Annotated in this window: 25 protein-coding genes and 1 pseudogene; 11 read left to right on the forward strand and 15 right to left on the reverse strand. The window is 34.3% G+C overall.

Going from position 1 to position 25,562, the window contains the following annotated elements; all coding sequences use genetic code 11:
- Positions 1-104, forward strand: a pseudogene (locus PHR76_RS07905) (IS1595 family transposase); the annotation flags it as partial.
- Here PHR76_RS07905 and PHR76_RS07910 read toward each other — a convergent pair.
- Positions 91-663: a DUF1543 domain-containing protein gene (locus PHR76_RS07910; protein WP_300060659.1), complete on the reverse strand. Its 573-nt coding sequence runs from the start codon at positions 661-663 to the stop codon at positions 91-93. The pseudogene PHR76_RS07905 and the gene PHR76_RS07910 overlap by 14 nt on opposite strands.
- Before the next feature lie 129 nt (positions 664-792).
- Between PHR76_RS07910 and PHR76_RS07915 the strand changes: the two genes are divergently transcribed.
- The 3 genes from PHR76_RS07915 (at position 793) to PHR76_RS07925 (ending at position 4,678) form a co-directional block, all read left to right on the forward strand.
- The gene (locus PHR76_RS07915) at positions 793-1,290 is read left to right on the forward strand and encodes a hypothetical protein (protein ID WP_300060662.1); all 498 of its coding nucleotides are present in this window, start codon (positions 793-795) and stop codon (positions 1,288-1,290) included.
- 87 nt (positions 1,291-1,377) lie between these two features.
- Positions 1,378-2,313: a calcium/sodium antiporter gene (locus PHR76_RS07920; RefSeq protein WP_300060665.1), complete on the forward strand. Its 936-nt coding sequence runs from the start codon at positions 1,378-1,380 to the stop codon at positions 2,311-2,313.
- A 175-nt stretch (positions 2,314-2,488) separates the two neighbouring features.
- Positions 2,489-4,678 carry a glutamine synthetase III gene (locus PHR76_RS07925; protein WP_300060668.1) on the forward strand — a complete coding sequence of 730 codons (2,190 nt, stop codon included), beginning with the start codon at positions 2,489-2,491 and terminating at the stop codon, positions 4,676-4,678.
- 108 nt (positions 4,679-4,786) lie between these two features.
- Here PHR76_RS07925 and PHR76_RS07930 read toward each other — a convergent pair whose 3' ends face one another.
- Both PHR76_RS07930 and PHR76_RS07935 read right to left on the reverse strand, forming a co-directional pair.
- A complete protein-coding gene (locus PHR76_RS07930) occupies positions 4,787-5,833 on the reverse strand; it encodes a hypothetical protein (protein ID WP_300060671.1) in 1,047 nt (348 codons plus the stop codon).
- 13 nt (positions 5,834-5,846) lie between these two features.
- Positions 5,847-6,299: a T9SS type A sorting domain-containing protein gene (locus PHR76_RS07935; RefSeq protein ID WP_300060674.1), complete on the reverse strand. Its 453-nt coding sequence runs from the start codon at positions 6,297-6,299 to the stop codon at positions 5,847-5,849.
- A gap of 541 nt (positions 6,300-6,840) precedes the next feature.
- Between PHR76_RS07935 and PHR76_RS07940 the strand changes: the two genes are divergently transcribed.
- From PHR76_RS07940 to PHR76_RS07955, 4 genes are all read left to right on the forward strand, one after another.
- Entirely contained in the window at positions 6,841-7,728 is an 888-nt protein-coding gene (locus tag PHR76_RS07940; protein ID WP_300060677.1) for an OmpA family protein, read from the forward strand.
- The gene (locus PHR76_RS07945; RefSeq protein ID WP_300060681.1) at positions 7,725-8,477 is read left to right on the forward strand and encodes an OmpA family protein; all 753 of its coding nucleotides are present in this window, start codon (positions 7,725-7,727) and stop codon (positions 8,475-8,477) included. The genes PHR76_RS07940 and PHR76_RS07945 overlap by 4 nt, the downstream gene beginning before the upstream one ends.
- Positions 8,478-8,582: 105 nt before the next feature.
- Positions 8,583-9,764 (forward strand): AIR synthase related protein, encoded by a 1,182-nt coding sequence (locus tag PHR76_RS07950; protein WP_300060841.1) that lies wholly within the window; start codon positions 8,583-8,585, stop codon positions 9,762-9,764.
- 35 nt (positions 9,765-9,799) lie between these two features.
- Positions 9,800-10,027 carry a hypothetical protein gene (locus PHR76_RS07955; RefSeq protein ID WP_300060684.1) on the forward strand — a complete coding sequence of 76 codons (228 nt, stop codon included), beginning with the start codon at positions 9,800-9,802 and terminating at the stop codon, positions 10,025-10,027.
- A gap of 123 nt (positions 10,028-10,150) precedes the next feature.
- On the opposite strand, the gene PHR76_RS07960 is transcribed toward PHR76_RS07955, so the two are convergent.
- The 4 genes from PHR76_RS07960 to meaB all read right to left on the reverse strand — a co-directional run bounded on the left by PHR76_RS07960 (position 10,151) and on the right by meaB (position 12,952).
- Positions 10,151-11,176, reverse strand: a complete 1,026-nt coding sequence (locus PHR76_RS07960; RefSeq protein ID WP_300060687.1) for a HipA domain-containing protein — start codon at positions 11,174-11,176, stop codon at positions 10,151-10,153.
- Positions 11,163-11,489: a HipA N-terminal domain-containing protein gene (locus PHR76_RS07965; RefSeq protein ID WP_300060690.1), complete on the reverse strand. Its 327-nt coding sequence runs from the start codon at positions 11,487-11,489 to the stop codon at positions 11,163-11,165. Before PHR76_RS07965 ends, PHR76_RS07960 begins: the two co-directional genes overlap by 14 nt.
- Positions 11,482-11,715: a helix-turn-helix transcriptional regulator gene (locus PHR76_RS07970; protein WP_300060693.1), complete on the reverse strand. Its 234-nt coding sequence runs from the start codon at positions 11,713-11,715 to the stop codon at positions 11,482-11,484. Before PHR76_RS07970 ends, PHR76_RS07965 begins: the two co-directional genes overlap by 8 nt.
- Before the next feature lie 151 nt (positions 11,716-11,866).
- Entirely contained in the window at positions 11,867-12,952 is a 1,086-nt protein-coding gene (gene meaB / locus PHR76_RS07975) for a methylmalonyl Co-A mutase-associated GTPase MeaB (protein WP_300060696.1), read from the reverse strand.
- Between the two features lie 105 nt (positions 12,953-13,057).
- Here meaB and PHR76_RS07980 point away from each other — a divergent pair, with 105 nt between their 5' ends.
- The 3 genes from PHR76_RS07980 to PHR76_RS07990 all read left to right on the forward strand — a co-directional run bounded on the left by PHR76_RS07980 (position 13,058) and on the right by PHR76_RS07990 (position 16,846).
- Positions 13,058-13,969, forward strand: coding sequence for an AEC family transporter (locus tag PHR76_RS07980; RefSeq protein WP_300060699.1), 912 nt, complete (start codon positions 13,058-13,060; stop codon positions 13,967-13,969).
- A gap of 1 nt (position 13,970) precedes the next feature.
- The gene (locus PHR76_RS07985) at positions 13,971-15,179 is read left to right on the forward strand and encodes an MFS transporter (RefSeq protein ID WP_300060702.1); all 1,209 of its coding nucleotides are present in this window, start codon (positions 13,971-13,973) and stop codon (positions 15,177-15,179) included.
- A gap of 263 nt (positions 15,180-15,442) precedes the next feature.
- Positions 15,443-16,846 (forward strand): FAD-linked oxidase C-terminal domain-containing protein, encoded by a 1,404-nt coding sequence (locus tag PHR76_RS07990; RefSeq protein WP_300060705.1) that lies wholly within the window; start codon positions 15,443-15,445, stop codon positions 16,844-16,846.
- Positions 16,847-17,092: 246 nt separating this feature from the next.
- Here PHR76_RS07990 and PHR76_RS07995 read toward each other — a convergent pair whose 3' ends face one another.
- From PHR76_RS07995 to PHR76_RS08030, 8 genes are all read right to left on the reverse strand, one after another.
- Positions 17,093-17,671 carry a hypothetical protein gene (locus tag PHR76_RS07995; protein ID WP_300060708.1) on the reverse strand — a complete coding sequence of 193 codons (579 nt, stop codon included), beginning with the start codon at positions 17,669-17,671 and terminating at the stop codon, positions 17,093-17,095.
- A 10-nt stretch (positions 17,672-17,681) separates the two neighbouring features.
- Positions 17,682-18,308 carry a hypothetical protein gene (locus PHR76_RS08000; protein WP_300060710.1) on the reverse strand — a complete coding sequence of 209 codons (627 nt, stop codon included), beginning with the start codon at positions 18,306-18,308 and terminating at the stop codon, positions 17,682-17,684.
- 103 nt (positions 18,309-18,411) lie between these two features.
- The gene (gene secA, locus PHR76_RS08005) at positions 18,412-21,762 is read right to left on the reverse strand and encodes a preprotein translocase subunit SecA (protein WP_300060713.1); all 3,351 of its coding nucleotides are present in this window, start codon (positions 21,760-21,762) and stop codon (positions 18,412-18,414) included.
- An 80-nt stretch (positions 21,763-21,842) separates the two neighbouring features.
- Positions 21,843-22,064: a DUF2795 domain-containing protein gene (locus PHR76_RS08010; RefSeq protein ID WP_002986941.1), complete on the reverse strand. Its 222-nt coding sequence runs from the start codon at positions 22,062-22,064 to the stop codon at positions 21,843-21,845.
- A 186-nt stretch (positions 22,065-22,250) separates the two neighbouring features.
- A complete protein-coding gene (locus tag PHR76_RS08015; RefSeq protein WP_300060717.1) occupies positions 22,251-22,820 on the reverse strand; it encodes a cob(I)yrinic acid a,c-diamide adenosyltransferase in 570 nt (189 codons plus the stop codon).
- A 91-nt stretch (positions 22,821-22,911) separates the two neighbouring features.
- On the reverse strand, positions 22,912-23,769 hold the full coding sequence (locus PHR76_RS08020; RefSeq protein WP_300060720.1) for a hypothetical protein: 858 nt from the start codon (positions 23,767-23,769) through the stop codon (positions 22,912-22,914).
- Positions 23,770-23,941: 172 nt separating this feature from the next.
- Positions 23,942-24,631 carry an ABC transporter ATP-binding protein gene (locus PHR76_RS08025; RefSeq protein ID WP_300060723.1) on the reverse strand — a complete coding sequence of 230 codons (690 nt, stop codon included), beginning with the start codon at positions 24,629-24,631 and terminating at the stop codon, positions 23,942-23,944.
- Between the two features lie 94 nt (positions 24,632-24,725).
- The gene (locus PHR76_RS08030; protein ID WP_300060727.1) at positions 24,726-25,505 is read right to left on the reverse strand and encodes a class I SAM-dependent methyltransferase; all 780 of its coding nucleotides are present in this window, start codon (positions 25,503-25,505) and stop codon (positions 24,726-24,728) included.
- Positions 25,506-25,562: the final 57 nt, after the last annotated feature.

A 25,562-nucleotide genomic window follows, 5' to 3' on the forward strand; every position in this document is an offset into this window, starting at 1 on the left:
ATCTTCAATTATATCTAAATGAGTTTGTTTACAAGTTAAATAGAAGATATTTTGAAGAAAAACTATTCGATAGATTAGTAATTGCTGGCATTACAGGATTATGACAAAAAACGGACAATCAATATTAAGTTTGTCTATTTTTAAATAACCAATTTCCAATACATCTTCAACTACCGATTTGGTTTCTGTTATCTTTAAACTGAATTTATCTTTGAATACGGAAGCCAAAATATCTTTAATCCTAAAAATATCGTCAACATCAACACCAAATTTATCATCAATGTGCGAGGCTCCAGCAACGCCAAAACCACAATGTTTAAAGAAAGTTGTTTTTTTACTTTTTTTAATGGCTTCAGATTTCGATTTTGCGATGGTTAGAACTTTATAATGGTATTCTTCAAAATCATTCTCTTTATATCCGCCAAGGTTAATGAAAAATAAATGGTTATCTTTAGTTAACTCTTCAGTGCGAGAACTAATTTCAATTGAAAAACCATCAACTTGCGTTATTTTTCGCCAGGCATCAATATGAATTTTACCTTTTGCTTCTGGCCAAAATTGTTTCATACTCGGAACTAAGTGGCGTAAACTTGGTGCAATTCCGAAGAAAACATCGTGCTGTTCAGTCAAACGTCCTTTGGGTCGGCATCCCAAAAGCACCATAAATAAATAATTTTTTTCTTCCATCCTCAAAAGTAATAAAAATAAAATTAGGGCAAATAAAGCAAAAAAGATAACTTTGGCACAAGTATTGGTTTATTTAAAATAATAGGAATCAATAAAAAAATAATTATGAAAAAAATTACCTTAATTTTAGTGCTAATCGGGATGATTACACTGCAAGGATGTACCATCGAAGAAAATAGCGGTTACGATAATGATACGTTTAGTAAAGTATTTGAAGTAACAAGAAGCTTCTCGCCTCAAAATGATTTTAGTAGTTTGATTACTTTTAATCCGCCAATTTTTTCTTCAGACGTGGTTTTAGTTTATATTTTATGGGATGTTCAAAATGATGGGACTCCAGTTTGGCGTTTAATGCCTCAAACCGTGCAATTGTTTGAAGGCGATTTGCAATATAATTATGATTTTACACGATTTGATGTCAATTTATTTATCAGTTCTTTAGATTTTGATGTTGCTTTTATAGACCCTGTTTGGACACAAAATCAAACCTTCAGAATTGTATTGGTTCCGGCTTCGTTTGGTGGAAAAATGGACTATACTAATTACGAAAACGTAATGCAAAAATTAAAGCTATCCGAGAAAGACGTCAAGTCAATAAAGTAAACTAAAAAATATTTTAAAAAGGTCTGTTAAAAGACCTTTTTTTTTGTCTTCTTATTTATAATTTCGCATCCTATATAAAATAGTATTATGGATTTTCTTTTTATCGTTGTCGGATTAGTGTTTTTGGTTTTAGGTGGAGATTGGTTATTAAAATCAGCAGTAGGAATGTCCTTACGATTAAATATTTCTAAAATTATCATTGGGATGACGGTTGTTTCCTTTGCGACATCTGCACCAGAATTGATTGTTAGTGTTAAATCTGCTATGGCTGGATTTCCTGATATTGCTATTGGGAATGTGGTGGGTTCTAATATTGCCAATATTGGGTTGATTTTAGGAGTCGTGATGATTATTAGTAGCATGCGGGTTGATGTTTCTTTTTTTAAAACCGATTGGCCAGCGGTAATGGCTTCTTCCTTATTATTATATGGAATGCTTTTATATGATGGTGAAATTAGCCGAATCGATGGCGTTATCTTATTTTTATTATTAATTGTCTTTGTAGTTTATTTGATTAAATCACAAAAAAGCAGTGTTCCTGAAATAGAGATTCCGTTAGAAGATACTATGAAAATGTATAAAATCATTTGGTTTTTAGTCATTGGTGGAATTGCGTTATATGCGGGTTCTGAGTTATTAATTAAAGGAGCAGTGAATGTAGCGAGTACTTTTGGTGTTTCAGACCGAGTAATTGCTGTTACCGTAGTGGCAATTGGAACCAGTATTCCCGAATTATCGGCTTCTTTAATTGCGGCTATTAAAAAGGAAAGTGCTATTTCTATCGGTAATGTGCTAGGTTCTAATATCTTTAATATTCTTTCAGTTATTGGGCTTTCTGCTATTATTCACCCAATTAAATTTATGGATAGCCGATTACTTTCATTTGATATGCTTTGGATGTTAGGTTTTGCTCTAATTCTTGTTCCTCTTGTTTTAATGCCCAAAAAAGGATTTCTAGATCGCAAAGCAGGTATCATTTTAGTGGCTGGATATGTTCTGTTTGTATTTATGACTTTTAGTTAGGCCTTATTTTTAAGGGGGTTAATTTTATTTTTGTCTGAAAAGTAAGGTATTTTGTCGATTAAATATGTTTTTTACGGGTTAACCCCCTAAAAAAATAGGGATAAATAATTTTTACTTTAATATTTATTTATATTTGCACTGAAAAAAAGTGTAAAATTTAACTAAATAATAGCGTATGTCAACTTTGCGATTCCAAGCTTTAAAAGATGCCTCTAGACGAAAACCATCAAAATTTGTAGAATCCGGAAGAAAGTCGGATCTTTTTGCTTCTAATGTATTTAATGATAAATCAATGAGGCAATTTCTAACTCCTGATGCTTATCAAGGGGTGAAAGATGCGATGCAACACGGCACAAAAATAGATCGGAAACTTGCCGATTACATTGCCATGGGCATGAAAGAATGGTCTTTGTCAAAAGGAGTCACGCATTATACGCATTGGTTTCAACCCTTAACGGGTTCAACTGCAGAAAAGCACGATGCCTTTTTTGAAACTTCTCCTGATGGTTCTGACCCAGTAGAAAAATTTGGTGGCGGACAACTAGTTCAGCAAGAGCCAGATGCTTCTTCATTTCCAAATGGAGGAATTAGAAACACATTTGAAGCTCGTGGTTATACCGCTTGGGATCCTACTTCTCCTGCTTTTATTTTTGGTACCACTTTATGTATTCCTACCGTTTTTATTTCGTACACGGGAGAAGCATTAGATTATAAAACCCCATTATTAAAAGCGTTAAACGCGGTGGATGAAGCTGCAACTGAAGTGTGTAAATACTTTGATAAAAATGTAAAAAAAGTAACTGCCACTTTAGGTTGGGAACAAGAATATTTTTTAATTGATATTTCGTTGGCTAATTCTCGTCCTGATTTAATGTTAACAGGTCGAACTTTATTAGGTCATACTTCCGCAAAAGGGCAACAATTAGACGACCATTATTTTGGCTCAATTCCTTCTCGTGCTTTAAATTATATGAGAGAATTAGAAGAAGAATGTATGTTGCTCGGAATTCCGGTAAAAACACGTCACAATGAAGTGGCTCCAAACCAATTTGAATTAGCTCCCATTTTTGAAGAAACTAATTTAGCAGTTGACCACAACTCCTTATTAATGGATGTAATGTCAAAAGTAGCTGAACGTCATGATTTTAAAGTGCTTTTTCATGAAAAACCATTCAAAGGCGTAAATGGTTCTGGTAAACATAACAATTGGTCATTGGCAACTGATACGGGCGTCAACCTCTTGAGTCCAGGCAAAACACCAATGAGTAATTTACAGTATTTGTCTTTTTTTATTAATACGATTAAAGCGGTTCACGATTATGAAGAATTAATCAGAGCATGTATCGCAACAGCGAGTAACGACCATAGATTGGGTGCTAACGAAGCTCCTCCGGCAATAATTTCGGTATTTATTGGTGAACAATTAACCAAAGTTTTAGCAGAATTAGAAGGTGTTTCTAAAGGAAAACTTTCTCCTGAAGAAAAAACTGATTTAAAATTAAACGTTGTTGGCAAATTACCAGATGTCATGTTAGACAATACGGATAGAAATAGAACGTCACCGTTTGCTTTTACAGGAAATAAATTTGAATTTAGAGCAGTGGGTTCAACCGCTAATTGTGCCAATGCAATGACCACTTTAAATTCTATCGTTGCCAAACAATTAAAAGATTTCAAAAATGAAGTCGATACTTTGATTGATTTGAAAGGTTTGAAAAAAGATGAAGCGATTTTTAATGTGTTGAGAGAATACATCAAATCGACTAAAAATATTCTTTTTGAAGGCGATGGCTATAGTGAAGCATGGGAAAAAGAAGCAGAAAAAAGAGGGTTGAGCAATCATAAATCGACACCTGCTGCTTTAAAAGCAAAAATTTCTAAAAAAGCATTTGATTTGTTTGAAAGTGTTAAAGTGATGAATCATATAGAAGTTGAATCTCGCTATGAAATTGAATTGGAAGAGTATACCAAAAGAATTCAAATAGAAGGGCGTGTTTTAGGAGATATTGCTCGTAACCATATCATTCCAACAGCAATTCGTTATCAAAATACGTTAATCGAAAATGTCCGAGGTTTAAAAGAAATTTTTGGAAAAGATTTTGAAAAAATTGCCAAAGAACAAATTGTACTAATTAAAGAAATTTCAGCACACATCGAAGGAATCAATTCTAATGTTGAAGCCATGATTGAAATGCGTAAGAAAGCCAACGCGTTAACCGATGCTCAATTAATGGCCGAAATGTATTGTGATAAAGTAAAACCCTATTTTGAAATCATCAGAAGTCATTGTGATAAATTAGAATTACTAGTAGATGATGAGGTTTGGCCAATGACAAAATACCGAGAATTGTTGTTTACACGATAATTTTCAATAAACATATATAAAAAAGCCTCTTTCAATTAGTTGAAAGAGGCTTTTGAATTAGTAGTAATTTTAAGCTAAGAAAGCAATCTGTTTTTTCAAAAAAAGTGACTATTGCTGAATTTTTGTATAATTTCCAGAGCCATTAAAATTCAAAAATAAACGATATTGATAGTTTGTTCCTTGATTGCTGATAATTGTTGCTCCATCATATTCAATTGTTCCGTCTGCTAAATTATCGCCATAGTCCAATCCAGCTACTTTAAATTTTATTTCGCCATAATTAGATGTTGCAAAAAAATAATTTTGGGCAGTGTTGTATTGCATCGTTGTGTTAACGGTGTAGTTTTGGTTTAATTCTACATTAATTGAATTAATTTCAAAGTAATTACTTTGGTTTAAAGTTATTTTATAAAAACCAGTTGATGGGATAGTATAAGCGGGACCATTAAGTACTAATTGTCCAAAATTACTATTACTACTTACTCCATAAACAACACTTTCATTTTGAGCTCCTAAAAATTTGAATTGTGTTCCTGCTGTAAAGTATTTATAGCCTAAGAATTCACTAAAAAAATTGCCAAATTGGATGGCAGTTGCAGCATTGTAATTATTAAAAGTACCATACAAATACAGTTGTGTTGGTGTAGTACTTGGATTGTTTGAAGTTGGTAATGATAATTCTCCGTTATTATTTACTGCTACCTGAAAAGGTGTTCCATTTGGAGAAACCAACGTAATTCCTTGCCCAGGCAAAGTAACCAATTGGCTAGCTGTAAATGCGTAAGGCACTGTTAACAATTGTGTCGTACCTACTAAGGCATAGTTGCTTCCACCGTTAATATCAAGTTCCACTTTTAAAAACTTTGCACTATTGCCCCAATTGATTGTATTAAAAACACCGGATACAACTGATCCTTGACCAATAACTAAGTTGTAAAGCCCTTGTGCGTTTGTTGTTTTTGAATGTGTTTCGGCATATAAAACAGCACCTGTAGCCGTCAGGTTTAAAACAGATAAACGGGTTGTAACTGTTGCATTTGCCACTGGATTACCTGAACTATTTAACGCTATGGCTTGATATGAAATTCCTTGTGGAACTTGCGAAAACAAAATGCTTGATAACAGTAGTAAGGTTAGTGTAAAAATATTTTTCATAAAAGGGTATTGTTTAGTTTTTTATAATTTTAAATGAGTTGTAATTCTTGTTTTCAAATTGAAGCAGGTAAGTTCCAACTGTAAGTGTTGATAAATCAATTGAATTGTTTGATTCAATCGTTTGTTGACGAATCATCTTTCCAGACATATCAAAAATTGCGACTTTTTCTCCAAATAAATCGGCCTTGGTAGAAAAATGTAATGTAGAAACAGTTGGATTTGGAAATACGGTAATGCCCTCTGAAACTGCATAGGAATCAACAGTTAGATTTTGATTGACTTGTGAAACAATTGCAAGTATTCCAGTTCCGTTTGCTACTTGATTTTGTGAGGGAATAAAAATTTCGCCAACAGAAATCATACCATTTCCTGCAACAACGCTTCCAGCGTTAATGGTCTTAACGGTACTTTGTCCAAATGAAAAAGAAAAGATGGATAAGGATAATAAAGAGATAATTTTTCTCATATATTTTTAAATTTCTGCAAAAATATTCTTTTTTTGGGATTAACTCATTATATTCTAGAGATTTCACAAAAATGCAAGTTATTATTTTGAATTTACTATGTTAGGTATCCATTGAAATAAGGTTTGCAAATCTTTTAGAATTTAAAAATAGGGTTTACGAGGTTATTTCTACAGTTTGATTTATAGTCCAAAACGCACTTCGTTATAAATTGCAAATAAAATTTAAAATGTTAAAAATTTGTATTCAAAAATTATTTTTATATATTCGTCGTGCTTTAAGACTGTTTTCAATGCCTTTTAGCTTACAATGCCCCCGCATTAAAAAATCTAAAATATAAAACCGTGGAAGTATAGTGGTATTTTACAGTGAGTTTTCTGTGTTCAAAAATACTACATCAAAATCTTTTGATTTTGATCACAAAAAAACTAAGTTTCCAACAAATTAACACTAAAGCGAGTGGGATGACGAAAGTTATCCCACTTTGTTTTTATACAATTGAAATTATTTTGTTGTATTTTCGTTAGTAGTAAAAATGAGTTCATGCAATCAGTTCTAAAAATACTTTTTTTTCTTTTTTTTCTTCAACCGCTTTTGGCCCAAGAAGAAGTGATTTTTTATTTTGATTCTAACAAATCAGAACTCCAAAAAAGCGAATTACAGAAATTAAATGAATGGATGACTACTTTTCCTTCTGTCAAAATTGTTGCCATTAATGGATTTACAGATGAAGATGGAACTTCCGGATTCAATGATACGTTAGCTCAAAAAAGAGTAGATTTTATTTATCGATTAGTAGAAGGAAGAATTAAAATTAGAGAAGATTTTAAAACCCGAAGTTTTGGAGAACTACATCAACATAAAGTCAATAAAGCAGAAAATAGAAAAGTGTCGATTTTTTATATTTTTCCAAAAGATTTAGTTCGTGAAGACGAGATTTTAGGAATTAAAAAAGAAATTCCAATTGAAAAACCTAAACCGGCCCGAATTTTTCCAGAGGTAATTGAAATCCAGAATCCAAACGGAACAAAGTCCGTATTTGAATTGGACACTAACTTTATGAAACAAATTGACGAAGCAAAACCAGGCGAAAAACTCAAGTTGGATAACTTAAATTTTCAAATTAATACCTTTGCGATTGTCAATGAAAGTCGTGGAAAACTGTATGAATTACTCATCGTTTTACAACAAAATCCCGAATTGTCAATTGATATTCAAGGCCATTTGTGTTGTATGGCTGTCGATCGAACTAACCTTTCGAACCAAAGGGCAAAAGCAATTAGCAACTTTCTTCGAATGAACGGAATTGAAAATGCTCGTGTCTCCTACCAAGGCTTTGGAAGTACGAAACCTCTTTATCCCTTGCCAGAAAAAAATGAAGAAGAGCGAGCTGCAAATCGTCGGGTTGAAATTGAAATTATCAAAAATTGAAAATAATCCTATGTTTCCTCCTTTTTTGCACCTCACTTTTTGCTCAAGAAAAGGTGGAACTCTTTTTTGATTTTAATCACAATGAACCAAATTCGCAATCTAAAAGTATAATAAAGCAGTGGATGAAAGAAAATCCAACTGCTGAGGTATATCAAATAGAAGGCTATTGCGATACGGTGGATACTCAAAGCTACAATTTGAAATTAGCCGAACGACGAATTAAAGCTGTTGAATCTATTCTCAATCAAAACAAAATCAAAATTAGCGATTCAATTCGAATCATTCCTTTTGGTGAAGTATTTGATTTTTCATCCAACCAAGCTGAAAATCGAAAAGTTGTTTTTTTCTATCATATCAATTTGAATGAGGTTTCTTTTTCAGATAAAATGAAAAAAGCTACAGTAGGCGAATTACTCAATTTAAAAGGAATGAATTTTTATAATATGAGTGAAGTGATGCTTCCCGAATCATTACCTATTTTAGAGGAATTGCTTCAAATTATGCGTGCAAACCCACAATTAAAGATTGAAATTCAAGGACATATTTGCTGTAATCCGTTAGAAGTGCAAGATATTTCTACCAAAAGAGCCAAAACTGTTTATGATTTCTTAGTCGCAAACGGAATTGACACAGAACGAATGAAGTATAAAGGATTTGCCTCTTCGCGACCCATTTATCCACTTCCGGAAAAAAATGAAGCCGAGCGAATTGCCAATCGACGCGTTGAATTGCGTATTCTTGAAAAATAAATAAGTATGCGGCTATTTAAAATTGCTACATTTTCACATTAATCCTATCTTTGCCACACAACCATTGGCAACTGAATCATGTTCAGTTCAAACAACAACACAACTATGAGTTCTGATACGAGTAAACGCTATGCTCTTCGAGGAGTTTCGGCCGAAAAAGAAGAGGTGCATCAAGCCATTAAAAATATCGATAAAGGTCTTTTTCCCAAAGCATTTTGCAAAATTGTACCCGATTATTTAACGGGAGATGAAGATTATTGTTTGCTTATGCATGCCGATGGAGCTGGAACAAAATCTTCTTTAGCCTATTTGTATTGGAAAGAAACCGGTGATATTTCAGTTTGGAAAGGCATCGCACAAGATGCATTAATCATGAATATTGACGATTTACTTTGTGTTGGTGCAACCGATAATATCATGCTTTCCTCAACCATTGGTCGAAATAAAAACCGCATACCAGGCGAAGTTCTTTCGGCCATCATCAACGGAACAGAAGAATTAATACAAGAATTAAAATCATTTGGTGTCACAATTCATTCTACAGGTGGCGAAACGGCTGATGTAGGCGATTTAGTGCGAACCATTATTGTCGATTCTACGGTAACTGCTCGAATGAAACGAAGTGAGGTAATTGATAATGCCAACATTAAAGCAGGTGATGTGATTGTGGGATTAGCTTCTTTTGGACAAGCCTCGTATGAGAATGAATACAATGGCGGAATGGGAAGCAACGGCTTAACGTCTGCCCGTCACGATGTTTTTGGCAAGTATTTAGCCAATAAATATCCTGAAAGTTTTGATGCGGCTGTTCCTGCTGATTTAGTTTATTCCGGTCAAGTAAAATTAACCGATAAAGTAAAAAACAGTCCGATTGATGCTGGGAAATTAGTGCTTTCGCCCACAAGAACCTATGCTCCAATTATCAAAAAAATACTAGAAAAATTTTCACCTAAAGAAATTCACGGCATGGTACACTGCAGTGGCGGAGCACAAACTAAGATTTTACATTTTATAGATAATTTACATATTATCAAAGATAATTTATTTCCAATTCCGCCCTTATTTCAATTGATTCAAGAGCAATCTAAAACCGATTGGAAAGAAATGTATCAAGTTTTCAATTGTGGTCACCGAATGGAATTATATGTTCCAGCCGCAATTGCTTCGGAAATTATTGAAATTTCAAAATCATTTCATGTTGATGCCCAAATTGTCGGTCGAGTAGAGGCTTCCGAACATAAAAAATTAACCATAACCAGTGAATTTGGTACATTTGAATACAAATAAAAAACGCACAACTCATAACTCATAACTTTTCCCACATGGATTTACCAAAATTTGTTTTAGCCGATAATACCGATTTCCCAGAAGATATTTTTATCATTCATTTAGACTATCCGCGTTTTTTAATTAATTTAAAAGATGACGAAGTTGAATTTTTAGAAGAAATTGAGGAAGAAGATGAAAAAGACCTCGAAACCGAAATGGAAAAATTAATTGAATTGGCAGGAATTTTTTACGACAGAGAAATGGAACGCTATGAGGAGTAAATTATGATATGGTTAAATGTTTTCTAATAGAAAATCAAACGAAAGAATTTAGAATTGTAAAAGAATAAATTTTATAATTGTTTTTTACTAAAAAAGCCGACTCATTTTATTTTGAATCGGCTTTTACATTAAGTTTAATCGTTGATACCGTTGATGGAGTAAGGTTAGGTATTTTTGTTTATACTCATCACTAACAAAACTTTTTTCTAAAACAGTTTCCATTTCGGGTTTACAATAATAAAATAGTTCCAAAGTATTATCCAAAACCTTCTTACTTAAACCACCATTTTCATAGGCCGCTAAAAAGTCTGCATAGTTGAGTCTTCTTTTTTTCGCATTTAAAGTAAGTGCTAATTCTTCGGTGTCTGTTGGATTAACTAAAGTGGTTGGAACCAAATCATAAGCCGGGCATAAACTTAAACCTTGTCCTTCTTTTTCCAAAAGAGAAAAATTCTTTAAATGCATATCCGAGTTTCCGCTGAAAAAACTAAACAACACTTGCTCATAAAAATTACTTACATCCAAAAGTGGCGTACTTGAATATTTCAAGATTAGCTTGGCAACTTGCTCGTGACTTCCTTTGTATTTGTCTTCGGTAAGTCGCTCACTGAGTTGGCACATGTCTTCCATACGAAGTTTGCTTTTTCGGGTTCTGTCAACACGTTTTGTGATGTAGCAAAGTGTTCCATCTTGTAACTTTACTAAACTATGTGGCACGACATTTATTCCGCAAACATATGCCATGTGCATCGTAGCACTTTCCAATTCCGGTAACTGCTCATAATGCTCCGATGGCGGTTTTAATATATAATCACCATAAAGTCCAACGATAGTGAGTTTTTTGGTTAAATTTTTCTCTTCTTTTCTGTATAAACTTAACGAAACTTTTGCCTGAACTCCTGTAACCGCCACCTGACTTTGGATTATTTTTGAAGCTAACTCCTGCAAGTTTCCCAAATTATAATTCAGTAGTGGTGTCTTTAATTGTCCAAAAAAACGTTTGTTACATGCTTCGTGAAAATCGGAACTACTATCGTGAAGAGGTTCATAGCAATACAAACAGCGTCTAGCATAAGAAGTTCTTGGTTCTTGAGCTTCCGCAGTAGATTGTTGCAGTCTTTCTAAGTATTTTTTTTTATAATTCTTCATTTTTTTGAACGCTTACGGCTCCTATACAATCTTTGCAACACGTGAGAAGCAAACCCATTCGGTCTTTATAGTTTATTTTCCAATTTTTTTCTGCGATATCCAATAACCAACCTTCTGGAATTAATCCATCAAAAAAGGCAAAAAGAGTTTTGCTTTCATACGCTTTTTCGCGTAATGGTAGCGTTATGCTTACTGCCTGGGCAGTTTCATTTTTTAAATACGCATTGGTATAGGTAAATTGGTAGCCATTATCAGTTTCACTGACAACGCCACAAAACATATTTTTCATAAATACATTTCCACTTCTATTCATCGTTTAGTAATTTTTCTCTGTCTAATGCTACGGGACCCAGCTCCTCTCCAAAAAGTTTTAAAACATCATTTACTTTATCCATTCGCAAGGTTTTTTTTCCTTGCTCTAAATCACGTACAAATCGCAATCCTACGCCTGCTTTTAAAGCTAGTTCTGGTTGTGTAAGTTGGTTTTGCTTCCTTTTTAATTTAATGTGATAACTTAAATCAGTTTGATTTTCTCGCATAGTTATACCCTTTAAGCTTCAAATATACAAAAATATCGATAATTTATATCAAAAAAGGTACATTTTTAGATATTTTTTATTTTTAATACCCTTTATGGTATAAAAAAACATTTTTTTATTAAATTATATTTGATAGGGTATAAGATTTTATTTATTTGAAGTAAGTCGAGAGCAATTTTAAAGCCGCTACAAAAGGTGAAATTTCATTGTTGTGTATTTCTTTTTTCTTTTGTTCTAATAAAGAAATAATTTCAGGATGTGTATAAAAGTGACTTTTCAATTGTTCATTGATGGTTTCTAGCATCCAATACTGATTCTGGTCTTTTCGTTTTTCTTCAAAAAAACCATTTTCTTTGGTCAATTCCAAATAGTTTGAAATGGTATTCCACACGGCTTCAATTCCTTCTTTTGTATACGAACTACACGTTGAAACAGTGGGCTGCCAACCTGATTGTTTGGCAGGAAATAGATGTAAAGCTCGATTAAATTCGGCCCTGGCAAATTGAGCTTTTTTGATGTTATCGCCATCGGCTTTGTTTATTACGATGGCATCTGCCATTTCCATAATACCGCGTTTAATTCCTTGTAATTCATCTCCCGCTCCTGAAATTTTTAATAACAAAAAAAAGTCAACCATACTATGTACAGCTGTTTCACTTTGGCCGACGCCAACGGTTTCGATAATAATGGTATCAAAACCAGCGGCTTCACATAAAATAATAGTTTCTCTGGTTTTTCGGGCAACGCCGCCCAAAGTATCGCCTGAAGCACTGGGTCGAATATAGGCATTTTCATCTTTTACTAATTCTTCCATTCTTGTTTTATCGCCTAAAATACTTCCACTAGAAATGGTGCTACTTGGGTCAACTGCTAAAACAGCTACTTTTTTTCCTAAATTGGTTAAATGTTTACCAAATGCTTCAATAAATGTGCTTTTCCCAACGCCCGGAACTCCTGTTATACCGATGCGTATGGATTTATTGGCATGTGGTAAGCAATGTTGAATGACTTCATTGGCTTTGTCTAAATGAGACGCATTGGTGCTTTCCACTAATGTTATAGCACGACTCAATGCGGTAATGTTTCCTTTTAAGATTTCGCGAACTAATTCCGCTGCAGTTTGCGTTTTTCTCCTGAATTGTTGAATGACTTTCACCGAATGTAAATTCAGAATATCAGGCGGCGTAATTCCTTCTTTTTCCTGTAAAGCGGATGGTTTTGAATTGGGTTTGGTCACGATGTAAAATTTAAAAAGTAAAGTTACAAAAAAGAAAAAAGCTTCTCTTGCTTTCCTCTATAATTATCAATAGAAAATTGTAATTTTGAGCCCTTATTTCCCTTTATGGATAATCTGTTTTTAGTTTTTCTTTGTCTTGTTTTAGGATTTGGATTGCAATTTTTAAAATCCTTTCCTCAAAATGGATACGTTGCCCTCAATCATTTTGTAATTTATATTTCATTGCCTGCTTTGGCTTTATATTATATTCCGAAAATTGAAGTGAGTTCGGCTTTGTTGTATCCGTTGGGTGTGGCTTGGCTCGGTTTTGCACTATCTTTTATTTTCTTTTATAGTATAGGAAAATGGCTAGGCTGGTCAAAAAAGTTAATAGGATGTTTGATTCTTACTACCGGATTAGGAAACACGTCTTTTGTTGGCTTCCCAATTATTGAGGCTTTGTATGGACAAGAGGGATTGCAAACCGCAATTATCGTAGATCAACCGGGGTCTTTTGTAGTGATGGCTACCTTAGGTATTACAGTGGCTTCTTTTTTTTCAAAAGGAGAAGTGCAAGCTAAAATGATTATCAAAAAAATAGTGTTTTTTCCTCCTTTTATCGCTTTTGTTGTAGCTTGTATTTTGAATTTTACTGCTGTTGATTTTCCTTTGTTTCTACAATCGGTGTTTCAAAAAGTAGGAGGAACGGTTACCACTATCGCTCTAGTCTCTGTTGGTTTACAACTCAAAATTGATAAATACAGCAAACACTGGAATTTTTTAGCCTTTGGTTTATTTTTTAAACTAATGCTCACTCCTTTATTTTTTATTATTTTGTATAAGTTTATTTTAAATGGCGAAGGGCTCGTAGTGGATGTTTCTATTATGGAATCAGCCATGGCTCCCATGATTACAGGAGCAATTTTAGCATCAACTTATGGTTTAAAACCCAAATTAAGTAGTATGATGATTGGTATCGGCATTCCGTTGTCCTTTATAACTCTTGCTTTTTGGTATTGGATTTTACAAATTTTATAAGATGAGTCAAACGACAATAATTAAAAATGAATCGCTCAAAACAGTTTACCCCATCCTGTTTTCTATAGCTTTTGCTCATTTGCTTAATGATTTATTGCAAGCAATTATTCCAGCTTCTTATCCCATTTTAAAAGAGAATTACAACCTTTCGTTTACACAAATCGGACTAATCACTTTTTCTTATCAACTGGCTGCTTCTTTGTTGCAACCGTTGGTGGGATTTTATACTGATAAGCGGCCAAAACCTTATTCTCAATTGGTTGGCATGTCTTTTTCTCTAATCGGAATGGTGGCCTTGGCGTTCGCCAATTCTTTTCCGTTACTAATTCTGTCTGTTGTTTTTGTTGGCATTGGTTCCTCTATTTTTCATCCCGAGGCTTCACGAATTGCTTTCTTGGCTTCTGGCGGAAAAAGAGGTTTAGCTCAGTCTATTTTTCAATTGGGTGGAAATGCCGGAACGGCTATTGGTCCTTTGTTAGTAGCTATGATAGTAGTGCCCAACTCGCAACGCTACATTGTTTGGTTTGTCTTAGTAGCCGTGGTCGCTCTTGTGGTTTTATCCAAAATTGCAAAGTGGTATAAAAATCATCTGATTTTAAGAACGACTAAGAATACGCAAATTAGTTTACCTGATTTATCCAAACGAAAAACCTATCTTTCGGTAGCGGTTTTATTAGTTATCATATTTTCTAAGTTCTTTTATTCGGCTAGTATTTCGAGTTATTTCACGTTTTTCTTGATGGATAAATTCCAACTCTCCATTCGCGATGCCCAATTTCATTTGTTTTTATATTTGGCTGCTTGTGCGGTGGGAACTCTAATCGGCGGCCCGCTAGGTGATAAATTTGGACGAAAATATGTCATTTGGTTTTCCATTTTGGGTGCTGCTCCATTTACCTTACTTTTACCGTTTGTCGATTTATTTTGGACCGGCGTGCTCTCTGTCGTTATCGGAATGATAATGTCCTCTGCTTTTCCAGCTATTTTAGTTTATGCTCAAGAGTTATTGCCTAAAAATCTCGGAATGGTTTCTGGACTTTTTTATGGTTTTGCGTTCGGAATGGGCGGTTTGGGCTCGGCTCTCTTAGGAAATTTAGCTGATCACACGAGCATCGAATATGTTTATCAACTTTGTGCTTTCCTTCCGTTAATTGGTATGATTGCGGTGTTTTTACCCAATTTAAAAAAGAAGAAAAGTAGGGTGGTCTAGAAGCTATTTCCTGCTATCCGTTACAATCTTTTTGGTAAAATGCTTTTTTTACTAAGTCAAAAAAGAGCTTCCTTCGGTCGCTTTTTTTAACTTGTAAAAAATAGCCTTTTCCTAAAAAAGAATTTTCACTACTATCAGGGCTAGTGAAGTTGGTTTTTATAAGGAGTATAGGTTCATAATACTATATTTCTTTTCAATTTAAAACCAAATAATTACTATTTTTGAAATACTATTTTTTACTATATAGCAATTCCTTTTTACAAATGAAAAACGATTCTCTTTCTCCAATTATTATAGCCCAACTCGAACAAATTGTCGGACAAGCTTTTGTGTTTACTGATCAAGATACACGAAAAGAATATGGTCACGATGAAACCGAAGATTATAATTTTCCGCCACATGTGGTTGTTAAACCTAGAACAGCTGCAGAAATTAGTGAAATTTTAAAAATAGCCAATAAACATAAAATCCCTGTTGTTCCAATTGGTGCAAGAACGGGATTAAGCGGCGGAGCTCTTTCTGTACAAGGTGGAATCGGATTAGCAATGGAACGGTTCAATCAAATTTTAGTGCTTGATGAGCAAAATTTACAGGTAATCACTGAGCCAGGCGTTATCACGCAGGTATTACGCCAAACAGTTGCCGAAAAAGGCTTATGTTATCCCGTTGATCCAAGTAGCATGGGAAGTTGTTTCATTGGAGGAAATGTAGCTGAGAATGCGGGGGGAGCGAGAGCTGTAAAATATGGTGTTACGAAAGATTACGTGCTCAATTTAGAAGTCGTTTTGCCAACGGGTGAAATTATTTGGACAGGAGCAAATACTTTAAAAAATTCCACAGGTTATAACTTAACTCAGTTCATGGTGGGAAGCGAAGGGACTTTGGGAATCATTACTAAAATTGTCTTGAAATTAATTCCACAACAAAAACATAATGTGCTCATGCTTGTTCCTTTTTATGAAGCGGATCAAGCCTGTGAAGCGGTTTCTGCTATTTTTAGAGAAGGTATAGTTCCGAGTGCGTTAGAATTTATGGAACGCGATGCGATTGATTGGTCTTTAAAATTTAATGATACTATTCAAATCGAAGTAAAAGAGGCTGTACGAGCACATTTGTTGATTGAAGTGGACGGAAATTATCCTGAAATTTTAATGGCAGAAGCCGAAAAAATAATGGGAGTTGTGGAACAATTTCAAATTGATGATATTCTTTTTGCTGATACTGAAGACGAGAAAAATGCCTTATGGAAAATGCGTCGCAGTGTGGGTGAAGCAGTAAAATCGAATTCTGTCTACAAAGAAGAAGATACGGTTGTGCCGCGTTATGAATTACCAAAATTATTGAAAGGCATCAAAAGTATCGGAAAAAAATATGGTTTTCAATCGGTTTGTTATGGCCATGCGGGCGATGGAAATTTACATGTTAATATCATCAAAGGCGATTTGTCAGAGAGTGATTGGGCTATTCAAGTTCCAAAAGGAATTCGCGAAATTTTTGAACTCACTATAGCCTTAAAAGGAACTTTATCTGGCGAACACGGGATTGGTTATGTGCAAAAGGACTACATGGAAATCGCCTTTTCAAAACCGCATTTAGAATTGATGGAACGCTTAAAATATGTTTTTGACCCGAATGGAATTTTAAATCCTGGGAAGATTTTACCGTAATTATTGAGTTTTTTTTTAAATATAATTTATGGAACAACTATTTCAGAGTTTATCAAAAAATATAAAAACAAAAGGGATTAATTTTTAATCCCTTTTGTTTTTCTTGTCGCGTTTTTCTTCTTTTTTCTCCTTGGCCGTTTTAAGCGGCTCTTTCTTTACGTTTTTCTTAGCGTCTTGACTCTTTGCCATAATTTTAGGTTTGCTATTTGAAGCAATAGAGTAAAGATAGGAATATTTTTTTTGAAATTACAACCCTAATGCATTAATCACATTTTCTCCCAAAATAGTGGTGATTTCCTGCTGCTGACTTTGGTCGTAAAGGATTAACTTCCATGTATTTTGCGTAGAAGTATCAGCAATAGCGATTAAAATTTCGACTCCTTCTATATAAAATGCATTTCTATCTTTTTCAAAACGTACTTTTAAAGAAGGTTTAGAAGCAAGAATAGCTTGTTCAATGACAGTTTTTTCATCTTCTGAAATGGGATTCTCCAAAATCATTCGGACTGTTTGCGGATATTCCACTTTACAAACTTTTTTCCCTTCGATTTCTTTAATTTCCGAAAAGGTAAACGGTACTTGTGGCAAAACTAATCGTATTCTAAATTGTTCATTTTGATACGATTGCTCTAAGACGAAAAGGAGTTCTTCCTTCGTTATCGTTTCAAATACGTTTGGATGCATATACGAAACAATTTTTTCGAAATCCATGTTGTATTGAGCCTCATAAAACAGTTTAACATCCGTTTTTAGTTGGTCTAGCGTTTGAGAAAACCCAAGCGAGGTGACGGTTAAAAAGAATAGGACTAACAATTTCTTTTTCATAACAGTTGGTTTAATTTTCTGCAAAAGTAATGGTAGAATCGACCATTTTTAGTGTGTCGGCTAATTCTTTTGAGTTATTTCCTTCTTCATCTTTAGAATCTTGAAAGGCAATGAAACGTGTTTTATAATCGCCAAGTGGAATTTCAAAAAATTCTAAACTCAACAGTTGACCAATCAAAGAAATATTAATTCTTGTTCCAGAAAGCATTTTTCCGCCCAATTGCATTTGTTTTTTTTCTGTTTTACAATTTTTCTTTCCAAATTGATCAATCATCATGTCGATGTATTCTTGCATTTTGGTGTCGTTGTCAATTTCAAAATAGAGAACCACCACATTATTTCCATCAAAAGACCAATTGGTATAACCGAAATCTTTGTCTGATTCAAAGGCAAAATTAGACGGATAATGAAAGCTAACGGTTCCGCTATCAAATTTTTTATAGTTTAATAATTCAATTTTTACTTTTGAACTTGGCGGATTTAAAATCAATTCGTCACCTTCATAATAGTTAAATACGTTGGTTTCAGTCGTTACTTTAAAAATATTTTTAGGCTCAAGTAAAATGTTGGTTTTATCTTGCGAAAATGAGGATTGAACGTAAAAGAACAAAAACAAAAAAGGAATTATATTTTTCATGTGTATTTTTTTCAAATATAAAAAAATCCTCAATAGTATGAACTAATTGAGGATTATTGTTTTTTAAAGCAGCTTCAAACTGTAAACTGAGACTATAAACTTTTTATACTAAAACCCATTCACCACTAGCAATCATGCTCTCCGCTTTTTTAAACTTCATTGTTTCCGATTTTCCACTCATTACATGTTTGATGGTCACGGTATCATTTCGGTTGATTTTTGGCATTTCGCGTACAATCGTTTCGGTTACGGCTGGTCGTTGACTAGCCATTTCGCCTGCTTGTTTGTTTGCTTGGGCTCCGTCACTTATTTCAGTTGCTGCTTTCGATTCGGTATAGTTTTCTTTAGTTCTAACCTGTTTTGCTTCTTGAATAGCTGCATTCCCTTGATTAGGTAAATCACCTTTAAACAAGAATGAAATCACTTCTTTATTGACTTTATCAAGCATCGTTCTGAACAAATTAAACGCTTCAAATTTGTAAATCAATAAGGGGTCTTTTTGTTCGTGAACCGCTAATTGTACTGATTGTTTCAATTCGTCCATTTTTCGTAAATGCTTTTTCCAAGCTTCATCCACAATAGCAAGCGTAATGTTTTTTTCAAAATCGGCAACCAATTGTTTACCTTCAGAATCATACGCTTTTTTCAAATCAGTAACCACATTCAGTGATTTTTGACCATCGCTAAACGGAACAACAATTCGCTCGTAATGATTAGTAGGATTTTCATATACATTTTTAATAATCGGGAAAGCTTCGCGGGCATCACGAGCATTTTTCTCTTCATAATAGGCTAAAGCAGTTTTATATATTTTTCCGGTAATTTCCATTTCATTAAGCTTATTAAATTCGGCTTCTGAAATTGGAGAGGTAATTGAAAAATAGCGAATTAATTCAAACTCAAAATTTTTGAAGTTTGAACTCATTTTATTTTCATTGACGATATTTTCACACGTATCATACATCATGTTGGCGATGTCAACTTTCAAGCGTTCGCCATGCAACGCATGTTTTCTTCGTTTGTAAATTACTTCACGTTGTGAATTCATGACATCATCATATTCTAACAATCGTTTACGAACACCAAAGTTGTTCTCTTCCACTTTTTTCTGAGCCCGTTCAATCGATTTAGACATCATTGAATGTTGAATCACTTCTCCTTCTTTCAATCCCATTCTGTCCATCACTTTCGCAACGCGTTCAGAACCAAATAATCGCATTAAGTTATCTTCTAACGAAACATAAAATTGCGAGCTTCCTGGATCACCTTGACGACCTGCACGACCTCTTAACTGACGGTCTACGCGACGAGAATCATGACGTTCTGTTCCGACAATTGCTAAACCGCCTGCCGCTTTTACTTCTGGCGACAATTTAATATCGGTACCACGACCAGCCATATTGGTTGCAATCGTTACAATGCCAGCTTTTCCAGCTTCTGCTACAATTTCTGCTTCTTTTTTATGCATTTTAGCATTCAACACATTGTGCGGAATGTTTCGCATTTTCAACATACGACTCAATAATTCAGAAATTTCAACCGAAGTAGTTCCAATCAAGACAGGTCTTCCTTCTAGCGATAATTTAGTAACATCTTCAATGACGGCATTAAATTTTTCGCGTGTAGTTTTATAAATCAAATCTTCTTTGTCTTTTCGAGCCATCGGACGGTTGGTTGGAATTTCAACTACATCCAATTTATAAATCTGCCAAAGTTCACCTGCTTCTGTCACTGCAGTTCCGGTCATACCGCTTAATTTGCTGTACATACGGAAATAGTTTTGCAAGGTAATCGTTGCGAAAGTTTGCGTTGCCGCTTCAATTTTTACATTTTCTTTCGCTTCAATGGCTTGGTGTAAGCCATCTGAATAGCGACGACCATCCATAATACGACCGGTTTGTTCATCGACAATCATGATTTTATCTTCCATGATGACGTATTCTACATCTTTTTCAAAAAGTGAATACGCTTTCAATAATTGCGTTAACGTATGAATTCGTTCCGATTTAATCGAAAAATCTTGAAATAATTTTTCTTTTTCTTCCGCTTCTGCATCTTTTTCCAAATTCATCTTCTCAATACGGGCAATTTCTGTTCCGATATCGGGAAGAACAAAGAATTTTCCATCGGTATCCTGTGATAAATATTGGATTCCGTTATCGGTTAATTCTACTTGGTTGTTTTTTTCTTCAATCACAAAATATAATGCTTCATCCACTTTGGGCATTTCGCGATTATTATCTTGCATATAGTGATTTTCTGTTTTTTGAAGAAGTTGCTTAATGCCTTCTTCACTTAAAAACTTAATCAACGCTTTATTTTTTGGCAAAGCCCGATACGCTCTTAACAACTGAAATCCACCGTCTTTCGTGTTTCCTTCTTTGATTAAACGTTTGGCCTCAGTTAAAAAACCAGTCGCTAAATTACGTTGTAACGAAACGAGGTTTTCTACCTTTGGTTTTAATTCGTTAAATTCATGACGATCGCCTTGTGGTACAGGTCCAGATATAATTAAAGGAGTTCTAGCATCATCAATTAAAACGGAATCGACCTCATCGACAATTGCATAATTATGTTTTCGTTGTACCAAATCGGTTGGCGAATGAGCCATATTATCTCTCAAATAATCAAAACCAAATTCGTTATTTGTACCGTAAGTAATATCCGCTTCATAGGCTTTTCGTCTTGCATCGGTATTCGGTTGATGATTGTCAATACAATCGACCATCATGCCATGGAATTCAAATAAGGGAGCTTTCCAAGTACTATCTCGTTTTGCCAAATAATCATTGACAGTTACTAAATGTACGCCATTCCCAGTTAATGCGTTAAGATAAAGAGGAAGAGTAGCCACTAAGGTTTTTCCTTCGCCCGTTTGCATTTCGGCAATTTTACCTTGATGTAAAACCACACCACCAATCAACTGTACATCGTAGTGAATCATGTCCCAGGTGATTTCTTTTCCCGCTGCATTCCATGAATTAGCCCAAACAGCATAATCATCCTCGAGTGAAACATAGGGTTTAGCGGCAGAGAATTCGATATCTTTTGGTGTAGCTTTTACCTTGATTTCGGTGTTATCTTTGAATCGTTTCGCTGTTTCTTTTACCTCAGCAAACGCTTCTGGAAGAATGTCCATTAATACTTTTTCAGTAATTTCGTACGCTTCTTTTTCTAATGCATCTATAGCTAAGTATAAATCTTCTCGTTTGTCAATATCAAGAATTTGTTCTACTTCTGTTTTTAAACTAGCAATTTTGCTGTCTTTATCTGCACGAGCTTGACGAATAGTTTCCTTAAAGAACGTTGTTTTTGCCCTCAATTCATCATGAGAAAGAGCCGCTAGACTACTTTCAAAAGTCTTGATTTTTGCAATTAAGGGTTGTATTGCTTTTACATCTTTCTCGGATTTATCTCCAACAAAGGCTTTGAGAATACTATTGATAAAACTCATAATAGTTTGTTTTTTTAAGTGTGCAAATTTATACAAAAAAAAAGCCTCTAGTGAGACTTTTTCGTTAGTTTTTTATTTTTTTAATATTCATCCTCATTCCAAAGATAATCTTCGTCTGTAGGATAATCTGGCCAAATTTCTTCCATCGATTCGTAGATTTCTCCTTCGTCTTCAATAGACTGAAGGTTTTCCACGACTTCGAGAGGTGCACCAGTTCTAATTGCATAGTCAATAAGCTCGTCTTTGGTGGCTGGCCACGGGGCATCACTTAAGTAGGATGCTAATTCTAATGTCCAATACATCTTCTTCTGATTTTAATTTTATGCAAAAATAAATTTATTACTGATATAGTCAAGTAAAAATCACTTTATTTTACTTTAAATTTATGAACGTTTTTTTTAGTTGCAGTTTTCGGTCGTAGTTTTCGGTAAATATCCTTCATAAATTGTTTAACTTATGAGCTGTTTACTGTCACTGAATACTGTAAACTACTTCCTCGGAATCCATTGTACTTCTTCCGCTTGGAGGTCAAATGTCAACTTTCGTGCCAATACAAACAGATAGTCAGAAAGACGGTTTAGGTATTTTAAGACCTGCTCATTTGTCGGTTCAAGCTCATGAAGATGCGTCGCTAAACGTTCTGTCCGACGACAAACGCAGCGAGCAATATGACAAAATGACACAGTAGTATGGCCGCCCGGTAAGACAAAATGCGTCATTTGAGGAAGTGATTTCTCCATAGTATCAATTTCATTTTCTAGAAATTCAATGTCAGTTTGAACTAAACCTAAATTTTGAAGTCGCGGCTGACCGTTTTTCAACGTTTCTTTATCAGGCGGGGTTGCTAAAATAGCTCCAACAGTAAATAATCGGTCTTGAATTTCAGCCAAAACGGTTTTGTAATGTGGGTCTATTTCTTGGTCGCGAATTAATCCGATATGCGAATTTAATTCGTCAACCGTTCCATAACTTTCAATTCGAATGTGGTGTTTGGGCACTCTTGTTCCACCAAAAAGTGCTGTGGTTCCGCCATCTCCAGTTTTAGTATATATTTTCATGTAATTGAGTTGCTTAGTTAACAAGATGCTAAGTTACTGAGATTTTTTTGGGTTTCATTGTGTGTTAACTATATTTTAAACGTTTAATTGGTTACTTAATTCTATCCAAAAAAGCATTTACAAAACGTTCGCGAGTTCCATCGGCTAAATCAAAATATAAGTCCGGTTCAATAAGTTCTACTTCCATTAGATGCAATTGATCTTTAATTATAATTCCATCCACGCGAGCATATACTAATTTTTCTGGAAAATGAGTCAGAATAGTTGCTGCTTGCTGAATTAAATCAGTAGTGGGCTCGACTACTTTATATTTTCCACCATATTGAAATTGGACTCGGAAATCATTTTCAATCGGTTTTTTTGTAACTGCATGCGAAAACTGACCGTTAAAAAAAATAAACGAAGTTTCACCGCTGCTTTTAATTTCAGGAAAATAGTCTTGTATTAAAAAATCTTTCGTTTTAAAATGCTCTGCAAATTCAGTTTCTAAATCGCCAAGTGCTTCTTTGTCTACTAATTTCGTCAAATAACTTCCAGCCGAAAAAGCAGGCTTAATAACTACTTTTTGCCAATGTTGCGGTATTAATTCTATAAGTGGTTTCGAAGTGTTTTTTTCTAAAAAAATTGTAGGCAAAATCTGCACTCCAAGCGATTGTAACGTTCTTAGATAAAATTTATGTTTATTTTTTTGAATGGTTTCAATCGAATTAAACGTTGGAATTTCTAAAGCTGTAATTTTCAGTAACCATTGATTAAAAACGGCTTCTTTTTCATAATAGTCCCACGTATTTCTGAAAATCAAAAAATCAAAAGAAGACCAATCAACGGAAGGGTTGTCCCAAATAACTGCTTCAACTTCAAAGTGATGAGCAGCAAAAAGCGGAATTAATTTTTGATCAGAGACTAATAAATCGGGTAATTGTTCGCAAGTTAAAATGCCAAGTTTCATGGTATTATTTTTTCTTTTTAGAATAATAATTCGTTTTAAAACTGCGGTTTCTTCGAATTCCTCTTTGTTTATTTGCAATTCTTCCAAAAATAATTACAGCTATAAATAAAAAAACTAAAGCGAAGAGTACAGTTTTCATGGCTATAACTTGAAGGATTATATCGTGAATTTTTTATTTTATTTTTTCATCTTTTTCCACCATTCCATCTCGCAAACGGATGATTCGATGAGCATAAGCGGCAATATCTTCTTCATGGGTAACCAAAATCACAGTGTTTCCATTGGCATGAATATCATTAAATAAGTTCATGATTTCAACCGAAGTTTTACTATCTAAATTTCCTGTTGGCTCATCGGCTAAAATAATTGAAGGTCTGTTTACTAATGCTCTCGCGATAGCAACACGTTGCCTTTGTCCACCCGAAAGTTCGTTAGATTTATGATCCATTCGGTCAGCCAAACCCACTTGGGATAACACTTCGGTGGCACGAACATTTCGGTCAGTTTTTGAATATCCAGCATAAACCATCGGGAGGGCTACATTGTCTAACGCACTTGTTCTAGGCATCAAATTAAATGTTTGAAAGACAAAACCAATTTCTTTGTTTCGAATATCCGCCAATTCATCATCTAGCATTTTACTGACATCTTTATTGTTTAAAATGTAATCACCAGAAGTTGGCGTGTCTAAACAACCTAAAATATTCATCAAGGTAGATTTTCCGGAACCCGAAGGCCCCATTAACGCTACATATTCGCCTTTGTTGATTTCTAAATCAATACCTTTAAGAACATAAATCGTTTCATTTCCTAGTTCAAAATTGCGTTTGATGTTGGTTATTTTGATAAGTGGTTCTGCCATGATTTTCTAGCTTGTAGATTACTATTTTGGTTGATTCCAAATTTAATCAATTAGTAGAATAAAGTATGAAATTGTTACAGTTTTATTGAAAATATTAGATGCGGATAGTGAAATGTTCTTTTTCTTGTTCTGCTCTAAAGAATACAAATCCCCATTGAAAAGTATCGATTGTTACTTTTACTTTTGGATGATTTTTTATGATTCCCCAGGCTTCTTCCATCTCTTTTGACCAATGAATATCGTCAAAAATCCAAACGGAATCATTTGTTATGGTTGGAAGTAACCTTTCAAAATAGTCTAAAGTAGCTTTTTTGGAATGATTGCCGTCGAAGTAGATTAGGTCGTAGGGTGTAGGGTGTAGGTCGTTGGCTGAAAGGTAATCTTCAAATTTTGTGGTTATAAAGTTAAGGTTTGATAATTTTTGAGATTGACACTGATTTTTTGCGATTTCTTGAGTTTTTGGGCAGCCTTCTAACGAAATTATTTTTGCAGTTTTATTTCCAAGTGATAGGGCAGCAGTGGCTAATCCTAACGAAGTTCCAATTTCTAATATGGTTTTCGGTTGAAAATAATTGACAACACGAAATAATAGTTCTGCTCTTTTAACAGAAATTCCTGCTGTTTTTGCAATTTTTGCAATTTCTCTTTTGTTGGTTTTGAAAACTCTGGAGCCAGCACCAAAATCGGTGACTTCAATAAAGTTTTTATTTTCTAAAAGCGAAATTCTATATTTTTTTAAAACTGTATATTCTTGATATATTTTCTTGTCATAAAAACAGTTGGTGACCAAATCAAACACAAATGGCGAATGCACTCCGTGTTGGTTTTTGGAGTTCCAGATGAATTTTAGATATGATTTTATAATTTGTATCATTTCTCGCAAAGTCGCAAAGACGCAGTTTTTCTTGGCGACTCTGCGTCTTTGCGAGCT

Origin of the sequence: Flavobacterium sp., assembly GCF_028689845.1 — a bacterium.
Lineage (GTDB): Bacteria > Bacteroidota > Bacteroidia > Flavobacteriales > Flavobacteriaceae > Flavobacterium.

What these genes read in the sequence shown, in the direction of transcription:
- PHR76_RS07910 (WP_300060659.1), bottom strand. Translation starts at nt 663, where the DNA reads ATGGTGCTTTTGGGATGCCGACCCAAAGGACGTTTGACTGAACAGCAC.
- PHR76_RS07915 (WP_300060662.1), top strand. Translation starts at nt 793, where the DNA reads ATGAAAAAAATTACCTTAATTTTAGTGCTAATCGGGATGATTACACTG.
- PHR76_RS07920 (WP_300060665.1), top strand. Translation starts at nt 1,378, where the DNA reads ATGGATTTTCTTTTTATCGTTGTCGGATTAGTGTTTTTGGTTTTAGGT.
- PHR76_RS07925 (WP_300060668.1), top strand. Translation starts at nt 2,489, where the DNA reads ATGTCAACTTTGCGATTCCAAGCTTTAAAAGATGCCTCTAGACGAAAA.
- PHR76_RS07930 (WP_300060671.1), bottom strand. Translation starts at nt 5,833, where the DNA reads ATGAAAAATATTTTTACACTAACCTTACTACTGTTATCAAGCATTTTG.
- PHR76_RS07935 (WP_300060674.1), bottom strand. Translation starts at nt 6,299, where the DNA reads ATGAGAAAAATTATCTCTTTATTATCCTTATCCATCTTTTCTTTTTCA.
- PHR76_RS07940 (WP_300060677.1), top strand. Translation starts at nt 6,841, where the DNA reads ATGCAATCAGTTCTAAAAATACTTTTTTTTCTTTTTTTTCTTCAACCG.
- PHR76_RS07950 (WP_300060841.1), top strand. Translation starts at nt 8,583, where the DNA reads ATGAGTTCTGATACGAGTAAACGCTATGCTCTTCGAGGAGTTTCGGCC.
- PHR76_RS07955 (WP_300060684.1), top strand. Translation starts at nt 9,800, where the DNA reads ATGGATTTACCAAAATTTGTTTTAGCCGATAATACCGATTTCCCAGAA.
- PHR76_RS07960 (WP_300060687.1), bottom strand. Translation starts at nt 11,176, where the DNA reads ATGAAGAATTATAAAAAAAAATACTTAGAAAGACTGCAACAATCTACT.
- PHR76_RS07965 (WP_300060690.1), bottom strand. Translation starts at nt 11,489, where the DNA reads ATGAATAGAAGTGGAAATGTATTTATGAAAAATATGTTTTGTGGCGTT.
- PHR76_RS07970 (WP_300060693.1), bottom strand. Translation starts at nt 11,715, where the DNA reads ATGCGAGAAAATCAAACTGATTTAAGTTATCACATTAAATTAAAAAGG.
- PHR76_RS07980 (WP_300060699.1), top strand. Translation starts at nt 13,058, where the DNA reads ATGGATAATCTGTTTTTAGTTTTTCTTTGTCTTGTTTTAGGATTTGGA.
- PHR76_RS07985 (WP_300060702.1), top strand. Translation starts at nt 13,971, where the DNA reads ATGAGTCAAACGACAATAATTAAAAATGAATCGCTCAAAACAGTTTAC.
- PHR76_RS07990 (WP_300060705.1), top strand. Translation starts at nt 15,443, where the DNA reads ATGAAAAACGATTCTCTTTCTCCAATTATTATAGCCCAACTCGAACAA.
- PHR76_RS07995 (WP_300060708.1), bottom strand. Translation starts at nt 17,671, where the DNA reads ATGAAAAAGAAATTGTTAGTCCTATTCTTTTTAACCGTCACCTCGCTT.
- PHR76_RS08000 (WP_300060710.1), bottom strand. Translation starts at nt 18,308, where the DNA reads ATGAAAAATATAATTCCTTTTTTGTTTTTGTTCTTTTACGTTCAATCC.
- secA (WP_300060713.1), bottom strand. Translation starts at nt 21,762, where the DNA reads ATGAGTTTTATCAATAGTATTCTCAAAGCCTTTGTTGGAGATAAATCC.
- PHR76_RS08010 (WP_002986941.1), bottom strand. Translation starts at nt 22,064, where the DNA reads ATGTATTGGACATTAGAATTAGCATCCTACTTAAGTGATGCCCCGTGG.
- PHR76_RS08015 (WP_300060717.1), bottom strand. Translation starts at nt 22,820, where the DNA reads ATGAAAATATATACTAAAACTGGAGATGGCGGAACCACAGCACTTTTT.
- PHR76_RS08020 (WP_300060720.1), bottom strand. Translation starts at nt 23,769, where the DNA reads ATGAAACTTGGCATTTTAACTTGCGAACAATTACCCGATTTATTAGTC.
- PHR76_RS08025 (WP_300060723.1), bottom strand. Translation starts at nt 24,631, where the DNA reads ATGGCAGAACCACTTATCAAAATAACCAACATCAAACGCAATTTTGAA.
- PHR76_RS08030 (WP_300060727.1), bottom strand. Translation starts at nt 25,505, where the DNA reads ATGATACAAATTATAAAATCATATCTAAAATTCATCTGGAACTCCAAA.